Raw genomic sequence first — 14,530 nt, forward strand, 5'->3', positions numbered from 1 at the left:
GTGCTTGTTGAAGGTAAAGACGATATTATCTTCTACCGAGCCATAGAGCAGGAGTTGGCAGAGTATGGTGTCGATATGCTGCCTGCCGGAAATAAATATTCTGTTCTGGAAATGCGGCGGCGATTAAAAAGAGAGCCCTGTATCGACTGCCGTCGTGTTTGTTGTCGACAACGATTTGTGGGTGCATGTTCCTCCATCGTCAGATGTCCACGATGAAGGGCTGGTATGCTCAGGTGGATATTCTGTAGAGAATGATCTGTATAGTGATGGCGAGCTCGAAGAGTTTCTTACGCATGGTGAGCGAGCTATCTTCAAAAGTGAATTGTCGCAGTTTTTGAGATGGTATGCCTTGGCAGTTAGCCGACATTTAAAAGGCGAGACTGAACATTCGTTCAGGACTCATCCTGGGAAGGTGTTGGACGACCCTGATCATTTGAATCAGCAGCTCGTATTGCAAGAGGGGGAGGAGTATCCGGCAGTGTTCTTGGATGAGATATCAACTCAATACCATGTGATTCTTCGCGGAAAATCGTTATTTGCGCTCCTCTTACGAAGGCTGTCACACAAAAATCGCGATATTAAATTTAGTAGCAAGCAGCTGATGGCGATTGGGGCGGCGCGCAAAGGGAACAATTACTCTCGAATTAAAGACGGAATTGTTAAAGCCCTCGAAAGCCAAGGGGTGCCCACAAGCTGCTAGCGGGGCCCAAAGTGCGACATCCACACGGTCTTTGCGCACCAAGCCGACAGGTTCTCCGCACTGTGCTGGACGTGCCACGCATGCGTCCGGCACTCGACTGGCCGCTGGCGCTCGCGCGGCAGCGGCAGCTCATGCGAGCCTTGCCGGTACAGGTTTTGCGTGAAGACTGGATGTTTTACGACGCCAGTCGTGGCCGGTACCGCGATGCCGGAGACCGGTATTCGCGCACCCTTGTTTAGTTCGATGGGGACAGCGGCGAACCGAGGGGGCATTGGCTATCCACCGGAACGGCTGCGACCGACACTCAGTGAACCTAGCTGACGCGCTTGCACATGACCGCAACCGGCGGGCTCGGCGTCAAGATGGTGCTGACGGCGCTGGGTGTGGCCATTGTCGTGCTTTCAGCTACGGGGCTGTGGCTTTTGGGGGAGACGAGTTTCGACGGGGTGAACACGAAGTGTCTCGTGCAATGTCTGCTCCTGGCCCCATCGCAGCCACTCAAGCCTCAGTCTCAATCGACTGCTACCGCTGCGAAGCGTTCGTCGGCGCCGTTAAGTCGAACGGCAGTACCGGGCCCGAAGCCGTCTTTCAAGTTGTTGCCGAAAACTTCCGCAAAGCAAGCGCTTGCGGCCTTTCATCGGTGACAGCTTTCGGGTTGCCAATTTTCTTTCAGGACTGAAGTCGTTCGTGACATTAGGTGCGGCGGTAAAGCGCAGTTCTCCTATCTCAACGAGGTTCTCTATCTACGACACATTGGTTTGGTCAGACACAACGGAGTCGGCAAGACTGCCGTAGCGCACTGGCTAACGGGTGAAGCGGAATCCTCCGGTGGGCGCTAACCGAATTGGCGCATGAAGTTGATCCACTTCGGTGTTGTCGAGCAAGACAGGGGTCTTGGCAGTACCGATGCGCCAGTCACAGAAGCACGATGGCCAATTTTCACCCGGGTATTATTGACGCATAAATTTAACCCGGGTATTATTCGCTCATCCAATTCAAGACCGATCTCACTGTGATTGATACCGCTACTCCTTCCTATACCAGCTTCAACGGCCACAAGCGCATCGCCTCTGGCAGCTTGCCGGTCAATGCATTGGCGGTGAAACATGTTCTGGCGTCCGGCGTACCCAGTCCGCTGCTGACCTTCTGCGACCAGACTGGCCAAGTTGTCGAAATTGACATTCGAGGAAGCGATGCCGAGATGTTGGCACGTCTGCCTCCAGAGGGGTACCAGCTTCAAGGAAACGAATCTGCACTGATCAATTCCGAGGAATCTGGTGAGCCACGTGGCCGTGGCCGGCCAAAGCTTGGGGTTGTCGCGCGAGAAGTCACGCTACTGCCGCGCCACTGGGACTGGTTGGCTGCACAGCCAGGCGGTGCATCGGTGACCTTGCGGAAACTGGTTGATGAGGCACGCCGGGCCAACGTGGACCGAGACCGGCAACGCCGGGCGAGCGAATGTGCTTACCACTTCATGTCAGCCATGGCTGGTGATATGGCTGGCTTTGAAGAGGCCTCGCGTGCGCTGTTCGCGAACGACGCGGCAAAGTTCCGTCAACAGACCGAAACTTGGCCGTCCGACGTTCGCGATTACGTCAGGTACCTAGCTTACTCGCTGCTGCTGACAGAAGTGCCATCGCTTGCGCCGTGACTCATTTGAGACAAAGAGGATTGATGATGACAGACAAAAAAACGCTGAAACGCCAGTATCTGGAGACGAAAACCCGAGCCGGTGTCTATGCGATCCGTAACCAGATCACGGGCAGGGCGTTGGTTGCAGGAAGTACGAACGTTCAGGGCACACTCAACCGGCATCGTTTTGAACTGCAGCATGGACTGCATCGCAATGCGAGGCTTGCGCAGGACTGGGTCGAGCACGGCGAGACCAACTTTCTCTTCGACGTACTCGACATGGTCAAACCCAGCGAAGATCCAGCGTTCAATGTCACACGAGAATTGGAAATGCTGGTTAGCCTGTGGCGCCAGGAAATCCCTTGCCTCGGCGAACTCGGCTACGGCGATCCGAGGAGCCAACCTCGATGAACACGAATCTCGGCTTCTGTTTGGCGCTACACCGTGCCCACGCCAGCCTGCAACTCAAGCTTGACGACGAGTTGGGCCTACATCATGGCATCAGTTTCAATGACTTTGCGCTACTAAATTTGCTCGCGCAAGCGGACGGTGGTCGGGTCAGCATTCCGGAACTCGTGCGTCCGCTTGGTCAGCCTCAATCGGCTGTGCTGCGTCAGTTGATCTTGCTCGAGAAGATAGGCCTCGTGGTGCGCGAGGGTGCGAATGGATTTCGTCAGGCCGTGCTTCGCCCAGCTGGGCGTGTGCTGGTGAACGCCGCACGCGAGACTGCCGATAGCATTTGCACGGAAGCCGTCGAATCAATTGCCCCCGCAGCGGTTGAGATGGTGTCCGCAGCATTGGTAACGCTTGCACGCACGCCAAGCTTGGCAATCTCATGAGCAACGCTATCGCGACGATTTGCTGGGTACTCGGCGACTTGCACAGCCTGGCGGTGCATCCGTGGTGCTGTAGTGAAGCCGGCCAAACGAAATTTCGGAGCGCTCCCAAAAGACGCGCGACACAAGAACATTTAAGGACCACACGCCATGCCCAAGGCTAAAGCGAACGGAATTGAAATTGAATACGATTGTTTTGGCAATAACGAGGCAGAAGCTGTTCTGCTGATTTCCGGTCTGGGTACGCAGATGACTCGCTGGAGCGAAACGTTTTGCCGGATATTGGCAGAACAAGGCTACCGCGTGATTCGCTTTGACAATCGCGACGCTGGCCTTTCAACTCACTTCGATAGCGCGTCGATGCCAGATCTTGCGGCAATTGCCGATGCAGTCTCTCGCGGCGAAACGCCCAATGTGCCTTATACGCTGTTCGATATGGCGAACGACGCTGTAGGACTTCTCGATTCGTTGATGATCAAACGAGCGCACGTGGTTGGGAGATCAATGGGCGGCATGATTGCACAACTGTTGGCCAGCGAGCATGCTGAACGCGTTCTATCTCTGGTTTCCATTATGTCGAGCACTGGCAACCGTGATCTGCCGCAGGCCAGCCCTGCAGTGATGGCGGCGATGACTTCGCCCGCGCCACATCCTTTGAAAGACGAACAGGGCTATCTCACACATTGCGTTGCCTTTTCTCAAGTGATTGCCGGGCGAGGCTATTCATTCGACGAATCCGCTCAACGAGATCAAGCCTTGGCCGAAGTCAAACGAGCATACAACCCAAGCGGGTTTTGGCGACACATCGCCGCCATCGCAGCAACCGGTGACTTAAGATCACGACTAGCCAACATAAGTGCTCCGACGCTTGTGTTGCATGGGTCAGACGACCCACTAGTTCCCCGGAAGCGGGGAAGGACACGGCGGCCAATATTAAAGGAGCCAAACTACTCATCGTCGAGGGAATGGGCCACGATTTTCCACCCTCGCTGTTTGGGTTTGTGGCCGGAGTCATCGCAGATAACGCACGCCACATGTTCAACCCTGTGAATCGCCCCGACGTTACTAGACCTTTTATTGCCTAATTTGGTTAAAAGGGCTACTGAATTGGGGACGAATAGCAACTGATTGCCAGTGCCCCTTTGGTCGAAAGCAATGCATCATTGCAGACCGTCGGTTCGCTGTTTCTAATGTCGGGTATTGGGGAGGCAATTTGAATTTCTGTAGACCCGCTCCCGTCTCTTTCAGATGGTCGCGGCCACTCCTTGATCGTCTGCAATGCAGCGGAAGCCGGTATTGGCCAATGTCGGCTTCCTGGATATCCAGCAAGCTTTGCAGAATCTATCTGTATCGAAGCCGGTCAAGGCGTTGCGAATTGGGCATCCAGATAGAATAAAAAGTCATTCCTAAATCTGCTGTCGCTAAACTCCCTGAATGGCACGACGAATCCCACCATTGAATCCCTTGCGTGTATTCGAGGTCGTGGCACGTACGGAAAATCTTACGATGGCCGCGCACGAGTTGCATGTAACCCAATCCGCAGTGAGCCGCCAGATTGGCGTACTCGAAACTTACTTGGGCGTAGAGCTGTTTCGACGTGAGCGCCATGGTGTTGCTCTAACCCGAGCAGGTCATTCGTATGCCGAGCAAGTCGTTCCAGCGTTCAAAAGCATTGCCGATGCGACCGAGAACCTTATCAAGGGAACCAGCCAGGGCGCCTTGAAGGTGCGGACTTACACCACCTTTGCTGCGAAGTGGCTGATTCCGCGGCTGGGCGAGTTTCGCCAACTGCACCCCCATATCGAGGTACGTATCAGCAATGCCGTACCTGACGTGGATTTCGATCGCGACCCGGTGGATGTGGCAATCCAGTTTGGTGACGGAAACTGGCCTCGCGTCCAGACCGACCTGTTGTTTTTCGACCAGATTGAGCCCGTGTGCTCACCGCAGTACCTGGCACAGCATGCGCCCAATCGCAAATACCCGGAATCGCTGCTACGCCAGCGTCTGCTGATCTCGCACTACCGAAGCTCCGACTGGGAGGACTGGCTGAGCGCCACACAGATGACCGAGCTGGCCCGGGACACGGAGCAGATGATCTTCAGCAGTTCGGTTCTAACCTGGCAGGCTGCCATTGAAGGCTTGGGGATGGCCATCGGACAGAACGCCCTGCTGGCGCACGAGTTTAGTGCGGGCCAACTGGTACGGCCCTTTGACCGGCCGATACACAGTGACAAAGCCTATTACCTCGTTCGCCCCAAGCTGCAGCGGGAATCACGCAAGGTCAGCGTGTTCCGGGACTGGCTGCTGGCCACCTGCGCCGGCATGGCCCCGATGAAGGGCGCGTAGGGCACTTTTCGAAATAGGTGCTTGCGCCGATACCGGCCTCAGAGCAGACGCAGATCGAGCGCTGACTCCAGCATCCACACCCGCGCCAACAATGCCTTCGCATTTGTATCGCCAAGCACGGGCTGAACGAGTTCCAGAAATTTTTCGTTGAGATCGGTGTCCGTGAGCGGCTGCTCCGGATCGCCCTTGCGTGTGGGCTGCAGATACTCACCTTGCCTGCCATCACGCGTCTCGATCGTCACCCGCGCCGCGCGTTGACCCGGAAAGCCTGCGTCCAATGCGGAGTCCACCGTCAGTTCGATGCGGGCCATGAGCTCCCGAATCCGTGGATCCTCAAGACGCTGAGAATCAAATGCAGCCAGGCGGACGCTGCCATGAATCAATGCCGTCGCCACGACGTAAGGGATGCTGAAGCGCGCTTCGGCTGCCGTGGAAGGATGCGCATTGCCTGCCACCTCTAGCGCGGGCGCGTAGGTTGCGATGCGGATACGCTCAATGTCGGTTGCCGCCACCGCCAGTTGGGCATGCAGGGCCAGTGCGCCATCAATCGGTGCGAAGGTGTGGCCACAGCAAGCATGGTTCTTGAACGTCATGCGGGTAATGTGGAATTCGTGACCCAGTGTTGCAACGGCCTGGCTCCAGTCGGGACCATTGCTCATGGCACGGCCGATGCCGGATTCGCCGTCGATCACATCAAGTGACCCGGTCACGCCCGCCTGGGCTGCTTGCGCGGCGAGAATTCCCGCTTCGGCAGCACGGCCCGCGTGCAAGGGTTTGGACATCGAATCCATGCGAAATGCCTGCTGCAGCCCTGCCGCGAAAGTGGCGCCCGTGCACAGGGCATGGGCATAACGGCCAGCATCCAGACCCAGCAGCGAGGCGGCAGCAGCGGTGGCGCCAAATGTGCCCACAGTTCCGGTGTTGTGCCAGTAGCGGTAGTGGGTCCGACCCATGGCGGCACCGATGCGGGTGGAAATTTCGTACCCGGCGACTACCGCGTTCAGAAATTGTGCACCGGAACTCCTGTTGCTCTGGCCTTGAGCCAGCGCGGCGGCGATAGTTGGCGCGCCCGGATGGTAAATGGCCTCCCGGTAGATATCGTCAACCTCCACCGTGTGTGCGGCCGCGCCGTTGATCAGGGCTGCTGAGCGGGTCGTTGCAGGGCGACCCAGTGCCAAATGTGCTGTGCCGCGGTCCAGGTCTTCGTGCAACGCCGTTTCCAGCAGCGTGGCTGGCGACGTTACAGAGCCGGGGACGAGGGCTGCATACCAGTCCACTACCGCGCGCTTTGCATGGTGAATCACCTCCGGCGACAGAGGGCGGGAATGCAGGGCAGCGCCAAATTCAGCGAATTTTTCAGCAACAGTCATGAAAACTTTCAGGGTGTAGTGAACGAGGTTGAAGGATGGGGACCATGGCATTGCTTCTGTGGTTCCCGTGGACTCTATGTTCGCTCCAAAGAGCCTCAACTACCTCTGCTGATTTGTGTTGATGGTATGACTTTATGTGATGGCTGGACACTAAAGCCGAAGTTCTGCCGAAACGGTTACTGCGACAAGATCCCCCCTATCCCCAAAACACGCCAAGGACCCCGTCATGAATTTTGAACTCAGTGAAGAGCATCAGGCTTTCGCCGATTCCGTCGCCCGCTTCGCCCAAGACAAGCTCAGTGCTGGCGCGCTGGCACGCGCCCATTCGCAGCACTACCCGTGGGATACAGCAGCCCTGCTGGCGAAACAGGGTTTGCTGGGCATTGCCTTTCCCGAGGCCGACGGCGGTCAGGGCGGCACGCTGATGCACGCCGTGCTCGCCATCCAGCAGGTGGCCCTCGTCTGCCCCAAAAGCGCCGACATCGTGCAGGCCGGCAATTTTGGTCCGATCCGCACCTTCGTCGAATACGCTACGGCCGAGCAGAAGGCGCGTTTTCTGCCTGACCTGCTGGCCGGCCGCAAACTCATCGCGCTGGGCATGAGCGAGCCCGATGCCGGCTCGGCCGTGACCGAACTCAAGACCAGTGCCCGCCTCGACGGCGATCACTATGTGATCAATGGCAGCAAGGTATTTTCCACGCACAGCCCAGAGGCCGAGCTGTTTCTGATTTATGTACGTTTCGGCCCCGGCGTGGATGGCATTGGTTCAGTGCTGATCGAGCGCGGCACGCCCGGTTTTCAGGTCGGTGAACCCTCGAATTTCATGAACGGCGAGCAGTGGGCGCAGCTGTATTTCGAGGATTGCCGCATTCCGGCCGCCAACCTGTTGCTGGGGCCGGGTGGATTCAAGAAACAGATTTCCGGTTTTAACGTGGAGCGCCTGGGCAACGCCTCGCGTTCGCTCGCACTGGGCCGCTACTGCTTCAACCTCGCGCGCGAGCATGCACTGATTCGCAAACAGTTCGGTCGCGAACTATGCGAGTTCCAGGGCCTTCAGTGGAAGTTCGCCGACATGACCATGAAGCTTGAGCAGGCGCAGCTGATGCTGTACCGCGCCGCGCTGGAAGGCGAGCACGGCTTGCCCTCCGCGCAGAGCACCGCGATGGCCAAACTCGCCTGTAACGAGGCCGGCTGGTTCGTTGCCAATGAAGCACTGCAGGTGATGGGCGGCATGGGTTTCAGCCAGGAAGCGCTGGTGGAGTATTGCTTGCGCCGCATCCGCGGTTGGATGATCGCCGGTGGCTCGATCGAGATGCTCAAGAACCGAATCGCCGAGGGGGTGTTCGAAAAATCTTTCTCACAACGCCCGCCGAAAGCCGCAACCGTCTAATCCACCAATTTCAACATCGACTGAGCTCACAAGCCAGCCAAACTACGGAGACATTCATGCCACATCTTTCTCGACGCAATTTCGCCACGGTCACACTGGGCCTTGCCGGTGCTCTCGCTATGGGTACGGCCTTCGCACAGTCTTATCCTTCAAAGCCGATCCGAATCATCGTCGGTTATCAGGCGGGAGGCCCCACCGACATGACAGCGCGCCTCATCGCCACCAAATTGCAGACGGCGCTCGGTCAACCTGTGATCGTCGAGAACAAGGTAGGCGCTGGATCCAACATTGCATCCGAGTTCGTAGCGACTGCGCCACCGGACGGCTACACGCTGCTGCTGGCTGCAGCGCCCATCACGATGAACGGATTCTTGTACAAGAACCTGAAATACGACGTGCAAAAGAGTTTTGAGCCCATCGTCAACGTGATGACGGCGCCCTCGGTGCTAGCCGTCACCACGAAGCTCCCCGTGCGAACCGTGTCCGAGTTGGTGGCACTGGCGAAACAACAGCCTGGCAAACTGACGTTCGGGTCCACAGGCAACGGTGGCTCTCAGCATCTGGCAGGGGAGTTGCTAAAGCAGCGGGCGGGTATTGACATCGTGCACGTTCCTTACAGAGGTGCATCGGCCGCGCTCAACGATCTGTTGGCAGGTCACGTGGACCTGGTGTTCATGACATCGATGTCCGCGCTGCCGCATCTCAAGAGCGGCAATCCGCGTCCCATTGCCGTGGCCTCGGTCAAGCGCCTTCCCCAGTTGCCCGACGTGCCCACGGTCGCTGAGTCCGGCTTTCCCGGCTTTGAGGCTGAATCGTGGAACGGTCTGTTCGCACCAGTCAAGACGCCGCCCGAGATCATCGCTCGCCTGAACGCGGAAGTGAACAAAGCGCTGACCGCGCCTGACCTTCGCGAGACGCTGGTGTCCCAGGGAGCCGTCGTCGTTGGTGGGTCTTCCGCCGACTTCGGAAAATACATCGACCAAGAGGTCGTGCGCTGGGGAAAGCTTCTGAAAACCCTCAAAGTTTCAATGGATTGATGCAAGCGATGTCTCATACACCACTCCAGGGGCAAGCTCTTGCCACCGCCCTGCTGAATCCCCGCAGCGTCGCCCTTGTGGGCGCCTCGGGATGATGCCTCCAAAACCGCGGGACGGCCGCAACAGTTTTTGCGCCGTGCAGGCTTCGCAGGCAAGGTTTACCCCATCAACCCGAAGCGCTCGACGGTACAGGGCGCTCCCGCATGGCCGACCTTGTCTGCGTTGCCGGAGGTGCCGGAGCACGTCTTTGTGCTCACGTCAACAGAAAGCGTTTTACCAACGATCGAGGAATGTGCGCGCCTCGGGGTCCGGGTCGTGACCATTCTCGCCAGCGGTTTCTCAGAGTCCGGCCCCGAGGGTGCCGCGCGTGAAGAGCAACTGCGGCAGGTCGCGCGACGCACCGGGGTGCGGATACTGGGGCCCAGCAGCATTGGCGTGGTCAACCCGCGCAACGGGCTGGTGCTGACCGCCAACGCGGCGTTTGCCGAGCCCGATCTTCCCAAGGGACGCGTGTTCGTGGCCTCGCACAGCGGCAGCATGATAGGCGCCTTGGTCTCGCGCGGCGTGGCCCGCGGGGTCGGTTTTGCAGGCTTGGTGTCTGTCGGCGGCGAGGTTGACCTCAGTTTGGGCGAGATCTGTTCGGCGACGCTGGACGATGCCGGCATTGACGGTTACCTGCTGTTCCTCGAAAGCCTGCATCACGGCGATGCGCTGCGTCGCTTTGCCATCGAGGCCGCGCGGCGCGGCAAGCCGGTTGTGGCGTACAAACTCGGCCGATCGGAGGCTGCGGCGGAGATGGCGGCCACGCATACCGGTGCACTCGCCGGAGAAGACGACATTGCCGACGCCTTTCTCAAGGACTGCGGCATTGCACGCGTGGGCGTGCTCGAGGCTTTGCTCGAAACTGTTCCGTTGGCTCGGCGAGTCTCGCTACTGGCGCCGAACAGGCCGCGTCGCGTGGGCGTTGTCACGACCACAGGCGGCGGCGCCGCCATGGCCGTGGATCAACTCGGTATCCGCGACGTGACGGTGCAGGCTCCTTCGGAGGAAACCTTGCAGCGCTTGCGCGATAAGGGTATTACGGTCTCGCCCGGTCGCGTGGTTGACCTCACGCTGGCGGGCGTCAAGTATGAGGTGATGAAGGCCGCGCTGGACGTGCTGCTCGAAGCGCCCGAGTTCGATCTGGTACTGGCCACCATCGGGTCATCTGCGCGTTTTCAGTCGCAACTTGCCGTCAAGCCCATCATCGACAGTGCTGGTCATACGACGCCCTTGGCCGCCATGATGGTGCCGGATGCGCCGGAAGCATTGGCGGCCCTGACGGCAGCAGGCGTGCCCTGCTTTCGGGGGCCGGAAGCCTGCGCCGATGCGATCGCCGCGGTGTTTGCGCGCAGGGTCCCGGATGCTGCCGTGGTTCCGGTGCCGGTCCACAGCCAGGGTGCGCGCGCACTCAGTGAGGCGCAGGCTTATGAAGTGCTTGATGCATTGGGTGTACCGCACGCACCGGCTGTCACGGCATCGCTGACGGGAAGCGCACCGGCGCTGCCCTTTGATTTTCCGGTAGTGGCGAAGATCTGCTCCGAACTCATTCAGCACAAGACCGAAGTGGGCGGCGTGGTGCTGGGCATCAACGGCACCGCCGAGCTTGAAGCTGCCTTGGGCACACTTCGAAACAACCTGGCCGAACGTGCGCCTGGCGTGTCGTGCGATGAGGTTCTGATTCAGCCGATGCGCAAGGGCCTGACTGAAGTGCTGATCGGCTATCGCGTGGACGTGGATGCAGGTCCCATCATCATGTTGGCCGCTGGTGGCATCTGGGCGGAAGTGGCGCGCGATCGCAGCATCCGGCTGGCGCCGGTTACGGTGCAATCTGCCCATGAAATGATTCTGGAGGTACGAGCGCTGAAGACCGTGACGGGCCTGCGAGGCAAGGAACGCGGCGACCTCGACGCGCTGGCGAATGCCGTTTCGGCGCTGTCCCAACTGGCGATTCGGCCGGAGCTGCGGATCTGCGAGGCCGAGGTGAATCCATTGATGGTCATGCGGGAAGGACAGGGTGTTCTGGCCGTCGATGCATTGATGCTTCGGGCATGAGCAGCGTGCAAGCCCTGGTGACGCTTTCGGACGCCGCTGCGCGCGACACTATTGCGCGCGTGGAAGCCCAGGCCGTCCGGAATGATGTTTGCCACCTCGGGAAGAGCATCCGCTGGCGTCGGTTTGGTGAGGGAAGCCCGCTGGTGCTGCTGCATGGTGGGCACGGTAGCTGGATGCACTGGTTGCACAACGTCGAAGCCCTGGCACAGCGGCACACAGTCTGGGTTCCCGACATGCCGGGCTTTAACGATTCGGATGCGCTTGATCCGGTTCCGCACGGGCAGGATCGAATGGCGCCACTGATCGATGCACTCAGGGCCACCCTCGGCATCCTCATCGGGGAGGGAACGCCTGTCGACCTGGCAGGGTTTTCGTTCGGCGGACTGGTCGCCGCGCGTCTTGCGACCGAGCGCGGCGCGGTGCGCCGGCTGGCACTGTTGGGTGTGGCTGGCCACGGAACAGCAAGACGGCAAGGGGAAGAGATGGTGGACTGGAAAACCCATACCGATCCACAGACTGTACGTACGGCACTGCACCACAACTTACGGGTGATGATGCTGCATGGGGCTCAAAACATCGATGCGCTTGCACTGGCCATCCATGAACTTTCGTGCACCCGAACCCGATTCCGGAGCAAGGCGATCTCGCGCGCAGGTGGCCTGCAGAATTTACTGGATAGGTACAAGCAGCCCCTATTGATGCTCTGGGGCGAACACGATGTGACGGCCTTCCCCGAATCACTTGCACGGCAGTTGCGGGGCAACCATACCGAACGCGAATGGTGCCTGCTTCCCGGTGCGGGGCATTGGGTGCAGTACGAGCGCGCCAGCGAGGTCAACCGTCTCATGCTCAGCTGGTTTGCCCAGACTGAGGCGTGCGGTGCGATCCCGCATCTAACACACTGAGTTTTGCTCACGCCTGGCCGGAGGACGTGGACGGTGCTCTGACTGACTTTGGCTTCGCCATGGGCCCGTTCGCCGTGGCCGACCTGTTCGGCCAGGACGTCGCGTGGACGTCGCCTGGCGCATGCCGCTACACGCGATCCGCGCGAGAGCTACGTCGCCATCCTCGACCAGTTGTGCGAGCAGGGGCGGCTGGGCCGCAAGACCGGGGCCGGCCACTCAGGCTACGTGTGCAGCAATCCTCGAAATCGGTGCCACATTGCCGGCACCTAACCCGCCGATGCCAACGTCAGGTTTGCAGCGATCAATTCGGAACGCTCTACAGCAGCCTTCAGTCTTGACCTGCCACTTGATGCACACGCTCGGATGACCGGAACTGGCCGTATTCTGCCTCATGGCCGAACGACCGAAAATCGCTGCGGATTGTCGTCATGGTGACCGCCGCCGGAGTGGGCCCACATCAGTCATTCACTATCGGTGATAGTTCCCTCTAAAATTTGATTTCCATGTCATGTCCACGCTGGAATTTCCTGGCTACCCCACCTCGGAAAACATGAGTATTCAGCTAGCTAGGCCTGCGGCCAGCATCTGCTGGTGCAAGATATCCAGGCTGTCTACGCCTAGTTGCCGCATGGCATCGTCGCTGGTCATACGGCCCGCAGCATATAGATCCAGTATCTGCAGGCGCTCATAGTCCGGACTACCAAATTCTCGCCCCATAGGAACCATGTCCAGCCAGGCTTGTTCCTCCACGGATCTCCAGAAGGATTTGCCGTGGAAGCGACTATGAAGCAGCCGGTAAATCCGGCGCTTATTGGTTCGGATACTCATGGCGACCTTTCAATTCAATCGACTGAACTTACAACGTAATAACGCTTGTCGGGACCTATTTTGAGCGATTGACGTCGTGCTGGCGGCAGGGTCAGGGCGCGAGGTTGCGCGGCTGACCTGCCTAGGGCCGTCTGGTCGACCCGGGCGCTGAAGGCTGGGTCGGACACCCCATCAATGAAGAGGGGTGACGAGGGGAGGAATTCTCAGGGTTCCGGTGTCAGGCAGGAGTCTGGACAGGTGGAAGCCCAAACTTCAACCGGATTTCAGCATCAACGGCCTGCCGTTCAGCCTTGAGATCAGTGTATTCATGGACCACGATGTTGAAGTCTTGCGCCTGCTTGAGCGTTTTCCAAGCCCGGTAGTCATGAAATGGGTTGAGACCCATCACGTTACCAAGGTCCTGGTCAGAGTGCCCTGCCGAGGCCGCGATCTTCACGAAGTCCGCAATGGCCAAGTCCATGTCCCAACCACGAACGAACAGCAGCAGGGCCGCGAAGGCAAGAACGCTCTCCGAGAAGACATCCTTTGGCTTTGAGTCCTTCAGTGGTGCATAGTTGTTGGCGATGAAGTCGGACAGGTCGCAGGTCTTCTTGTATTCAGCCTCTAGTATCGAAGGATCGAACACCGGACGACCTTGGTGCCGCCGAGCCATGGACGTCATCCGATCGATCACGCCAAAGAAATAAAATGGCCGCCTGTCGAACGCATCCATGAATTCGCGATACACCGGATGGCGTAAAAGCTGCTGACGCGCCACTTCGGCACGCAAAGAGAAATCGGGCAATGCCGCGATCTCTGCAGTGAGCGTTACGCCTTCCGGGAGGCCTCGTCTCGCCCGGTACTCCTCTTGATGGAGATCGTTTATCAAGCCTGGGAAGTGAGGGTCCATGGTGACGACGAACATCGACTGTATCTTCTTGTTGAAGAACCACTCGCGCATGTCGCGGATCGACCGCTGGCTGAACAACCCCAACTCGATCCCGGTCCCCACGAGTTCGCGGATCACCCTCGTGAGATTCGACTTCAAATCATTGAACGACACCAGGTTTTCTGGCACGGAATTGGCCGTTTCCGAGCTGTCGAAATCGCAATGCTCCCTGTGCTTTGGGTTTCCGAAGCGAAAGCAGGCCTGGCGAACAGGCCTTTTGGTTGCCTTTGACACGGCCTCTTTGACCAGCTCAGCCCCGATCACAAAGCAGCAAGGGCATTGCAGGTCCTGCCGAATGAAGTCACGCCAGGGTTCTGGCACGTCCTCGACGTCTGTGATGGTTTCTCCGAACTGTGCGGAGAGGCGTCGGAGCACCTGACCGACGTCACTCTCTTTTTCTGCTGATGTCGAGTACGCTGTTAGCGGCATAGAGTCTCCTTTTCAAGGATCTTAGCGCTGAT

The 14,530-nt window shown here is 58.8% G+C and carries 13 protein-coding genes and 1 pseudogene; 11 read left to right on the forward strand and 3 right to left on the reverse strand.

The window, feature by feature from the left end; translation table 11 throughout:
• Positions 1–154: 154 nt before the first annotated feature.
• The 6 genes from ACHMXK_RS17920 (at position 155) to gcvA (ending at position 5,517) form a co-directional block, all read left to right on the forward strand.
• Positions 155–700: a hypothetical protein gene (locus tag ACHMXK_RS17920; RefSeq protein WP_397441870.1), complete on the forward strand. Its 546-nt coding sequence runs from the start codon at positions 155–157 to the stop codon at positions 698–700.
• A 1,012-nt stretch (positions 701–1,712) separates the two neighbouring features.
• Positions 1,713–2,351 carry a DUF2239 family protein gene (locus ACHMXK_RS17925; protein ID WP_397441871.1) on the forward strand — a complete coding sequence of 213 codons (639 nt, stop codon included), beginning with the start codon at positions 1,713–1,715 and terminating at the stop codon, positions 2,349–2,351.
• Between the two features lie 26 nt (positions 2,352–2,377).
• Complete coding sequence (locus tag ACHMXK_RS17930) at positions 2,378–2,743, forward strand: GIY-YIG nuclease family protein (RefSeq protein WP_397441872.1); 366 nt, start codon at positions 2,378–2,380, stop codon at positions 2,741–2,743.
• Positions 2,740–3,171: a MarR family winged helix-turn-helix transcriptional regulator gene (locus ACHMXK_RS17935; protein WP_397441873.1), complete on the forward strand. Its 432-nt coding sequence runs from the start codon at positions 2,740–2,742 to the stop codon at positions 3,169–3,171. The genes ACHMXK_RS17930 and ACHMXK_RS17935 overlap by 4 nt, the downstream gene beginning before the upstream one ends.
• 147 nt (positions 3,172–3,318) lie before the next feature.
• Entirely contained in the window at positions 3,319–4,218 is a 900-nt protein-coding gene (locus ACHMXK_RS17940; protein ID WP_397441874.1) for an alpha/beta fold hydrolase, read from the forward strand.
• A 384-nt stretch (positions 4,219–4,602) separates the two neighbouring features.
• On the forward strand, positions 4,603–5,517 hold the full coding sequence (gene gcvA, locus ACHMXK_RS17945) for a transcriptional regulator GcvA (RefSeq protein ID WP_397441875.1): 915 nt from the start codon (positions 4,603–4,605) through the stop codon (positions 5,515–5,517).
• Between the two features lie 38 nt (positions 5,518–5,555).
• Here gcvA and ACHMXK_RS17950 read toward each other — a convergent pair whose 3' ends face one another.
• On the reverse strand, positions 5,556–6,887 hold the full coding sequence (locus ACHMXK_RS17950) for an MmgE/PrpD family protein (RefSeq protein WP_397441876.1): 1,332 nt from the start codon (positions 6,885–6,887) through the stop codon (positions 5,556–5,558).
• Between the two features lie 226 nt (positions 6,888–7,113).
• Here ACHMXK_RS17950 and ACHMXK_RS17955 point away from each other — a divergent pair, with 226 nt between their 5' ends.
• The 5 genes and pseudogenes from ACHMXK_RS17955 (at position 7,114) to ACHMXK_RS17975 (ending at position 12,651) form a co-directional block, all read left to right on the forward strand.
• The gene (locus tag ACHMXK_RS17955; protein ID WP_397441877.1) at positions 7,114–8,277 is read left to right on the forward strand and encodes an acyl-CoA dehydrogenase family protein; all 1,164 of its coding nucleotides are present in this window, start codon (positions 7,114–7,116) and stop codon (positions 8,275–8,277) included.
• A gap of 56 nt (positions 8,278–8,333) precedes the next feature.
• The gene (locus ACHMXK_RS17960; RefSeq protein ID WP_397441878.1) at positions 8,334–9,314 is read left to right on the forward strand and encodes a Bug family tripartite tricarboxylate transporter substrate binding protein; all 981 of its coding nucleotides are present in this window, start codon (positions 8,334–8,336) and stop codon (positions 9,312–9,314) included.
• A gap of 8 nt (positions 9,315–9,322) precedes the next feature.
• Positions 9,323–11,408, forward strand: a pseudogene (locus tag ACHMXK_RS17965) (acetate--CoA ligase family protein).
• Complete coding sequence (locus tag ACHMXK_RS17970) at positions 11,405–12,313, forward strand: alpha/beta fold hydrolase (protein WP_397441879.1); 909 nt, start codon at positions 11,405–11,407, stop codon at positions 12,311–12,313. The pseudogene ACHMXK_RS17965 and the gene ACHMXK_RS17970 overlap by 4 nt, the downstream one beginning before the upstream one ends.
• Positions 12,314–12,372: 59 nt before the next feature.
• Complete coding sequence (locus tag ACHMXK_RS17975; RefSeq protein ID WP_397442557.1) at positions 12,373–12,651, forward strand: hypothetical protein; 279 nt, start codon at positions 12,373–12,375, stop codon at positions 12,649–12,651.
• Positions 12,652–12,871: 220 nt separating this feature from the next.
• On the opposite strand, the gene ACHMXK_RS17980 is transcribed toward ACHMXK_RS17975, so the two are convergent.
• Together ACHMXK_RS17980 and ACHMXK_RS17985 are read right to left on the reverse strand one after the other, a co-directional pair.
• On the reverse strand, positions 12,872–13,141 hold the full coding sequence (locus tag ACHMXK_RS17980; protein WP_397441880.1) for a hypothetical protein: 270 nt from the start codon (positions 13,139–13,141) through the stop codon (positions 12,872–12,874).
• A gap of 217 nt (positions 13,142–13,358) precedes the next feature.
• The gene (locus tag ACHMXK_RS17985) at positions 13,359–14,498 is read right to left on the reverse strand and encodes a hypothetical protein (RefSeq protein ID WP_397441881.1); all 1,140 of its coding nucleotides are present in this window, start codon (positions 14,496–14,498) and stop codon (positions 13,359–13,361) included.
• Positions 14,499–14,530: the final 32 nt, after the last annotated feature.

This window comes from Polaromonas sp. UC242_47 (assembly GCF_044452385.1).
Classification (GTDB): domain Bacteria; phylum Pseudomonadota; class Gammaproteobacteria; order Burkholderiales; family Burkholderiaceae_C; genus Polaromonas.

Bases quoted from the DNA above. Each gene is read 5' to 3' on its own strand.
- ACHMXK_RS17930 (WP_397441872.1), top strand. From the start codon at position 2,378: ATGACAGACAAAAAAACGCTGAAACGCCAGTATCTGGAGACGAAAACC.
- ACHMXK_RS17935 (WP_397441873.1), top strand. From the start codon at position 2,740: ATGAACACGAATCTCGGCTTCTGTTTGGCGCTACACCGTGCCCACGCC.
- ACHMXK_RS17940 (WP_397441874.1), top strand. From the start codon at position 3,319: ATGCCCAAGGCTAAAGCGAACGGAATTGAAATTGAATACGATTGTTTT.
- gcvA (WP_397441875.1), top strand. From the start codon at position 4,603: ATGGCACGACGAATCCCACCATTGAATCCCTTGCGTGTATTCGAGGTC.
- ACHMXK_RS17950 (WP_397441876.1), bottom strand. From the start codon at position 6,887: ATGACTGTTGCTGAAAAATTCGCTGAATTTGGCGCTGCCCTGCATTCC.
- ACHMXK_RS17955 (WP_397441877.1), top strand. From the start codon at position 7,114: ATGAATTTTGAACTCAGTGAAGAGCATCAGGCTTTCGCCGATTCCGTC.
- ACHMXK_RS17960 (WP_397441878.1), top strand. From the start codon at position 8,334: ATGCCACATCTTTCTCGACGCAATTTCGCCACGGTCACACTGGGCCTT.
- ACHMXK_RS17970 (WP_397441879.1), top strand. From the start codon at position 11,405: ATGAGCAGCGTGCAAGCCCTGGTGACGCTTTCGGACGCCGCTGCGCGC.
- ACHMXK_RS17975 (WP_397442557.1), top strand. From the start codon at position 12,373: ATGGGCCCGTTCGCCGTGGCCGACCTGTTCGGCCAGGACGTCGCGTGG.
- ACHMXK_RS17980 (WP_397441880.1), bottom strand. From the start codon at position 13,141: ATGAGTATCCGAACCAATAAGCGCCGGATTTACCGGCTGCTTCATAGT.
- ACHMXK_RS17985 (WP_397441881.1), bottom strand. From the start codon at position 14,498: ATGCCGCTAACAGCGTACTCGACATCAGCAGAAAAAGAGAGTGACGTC.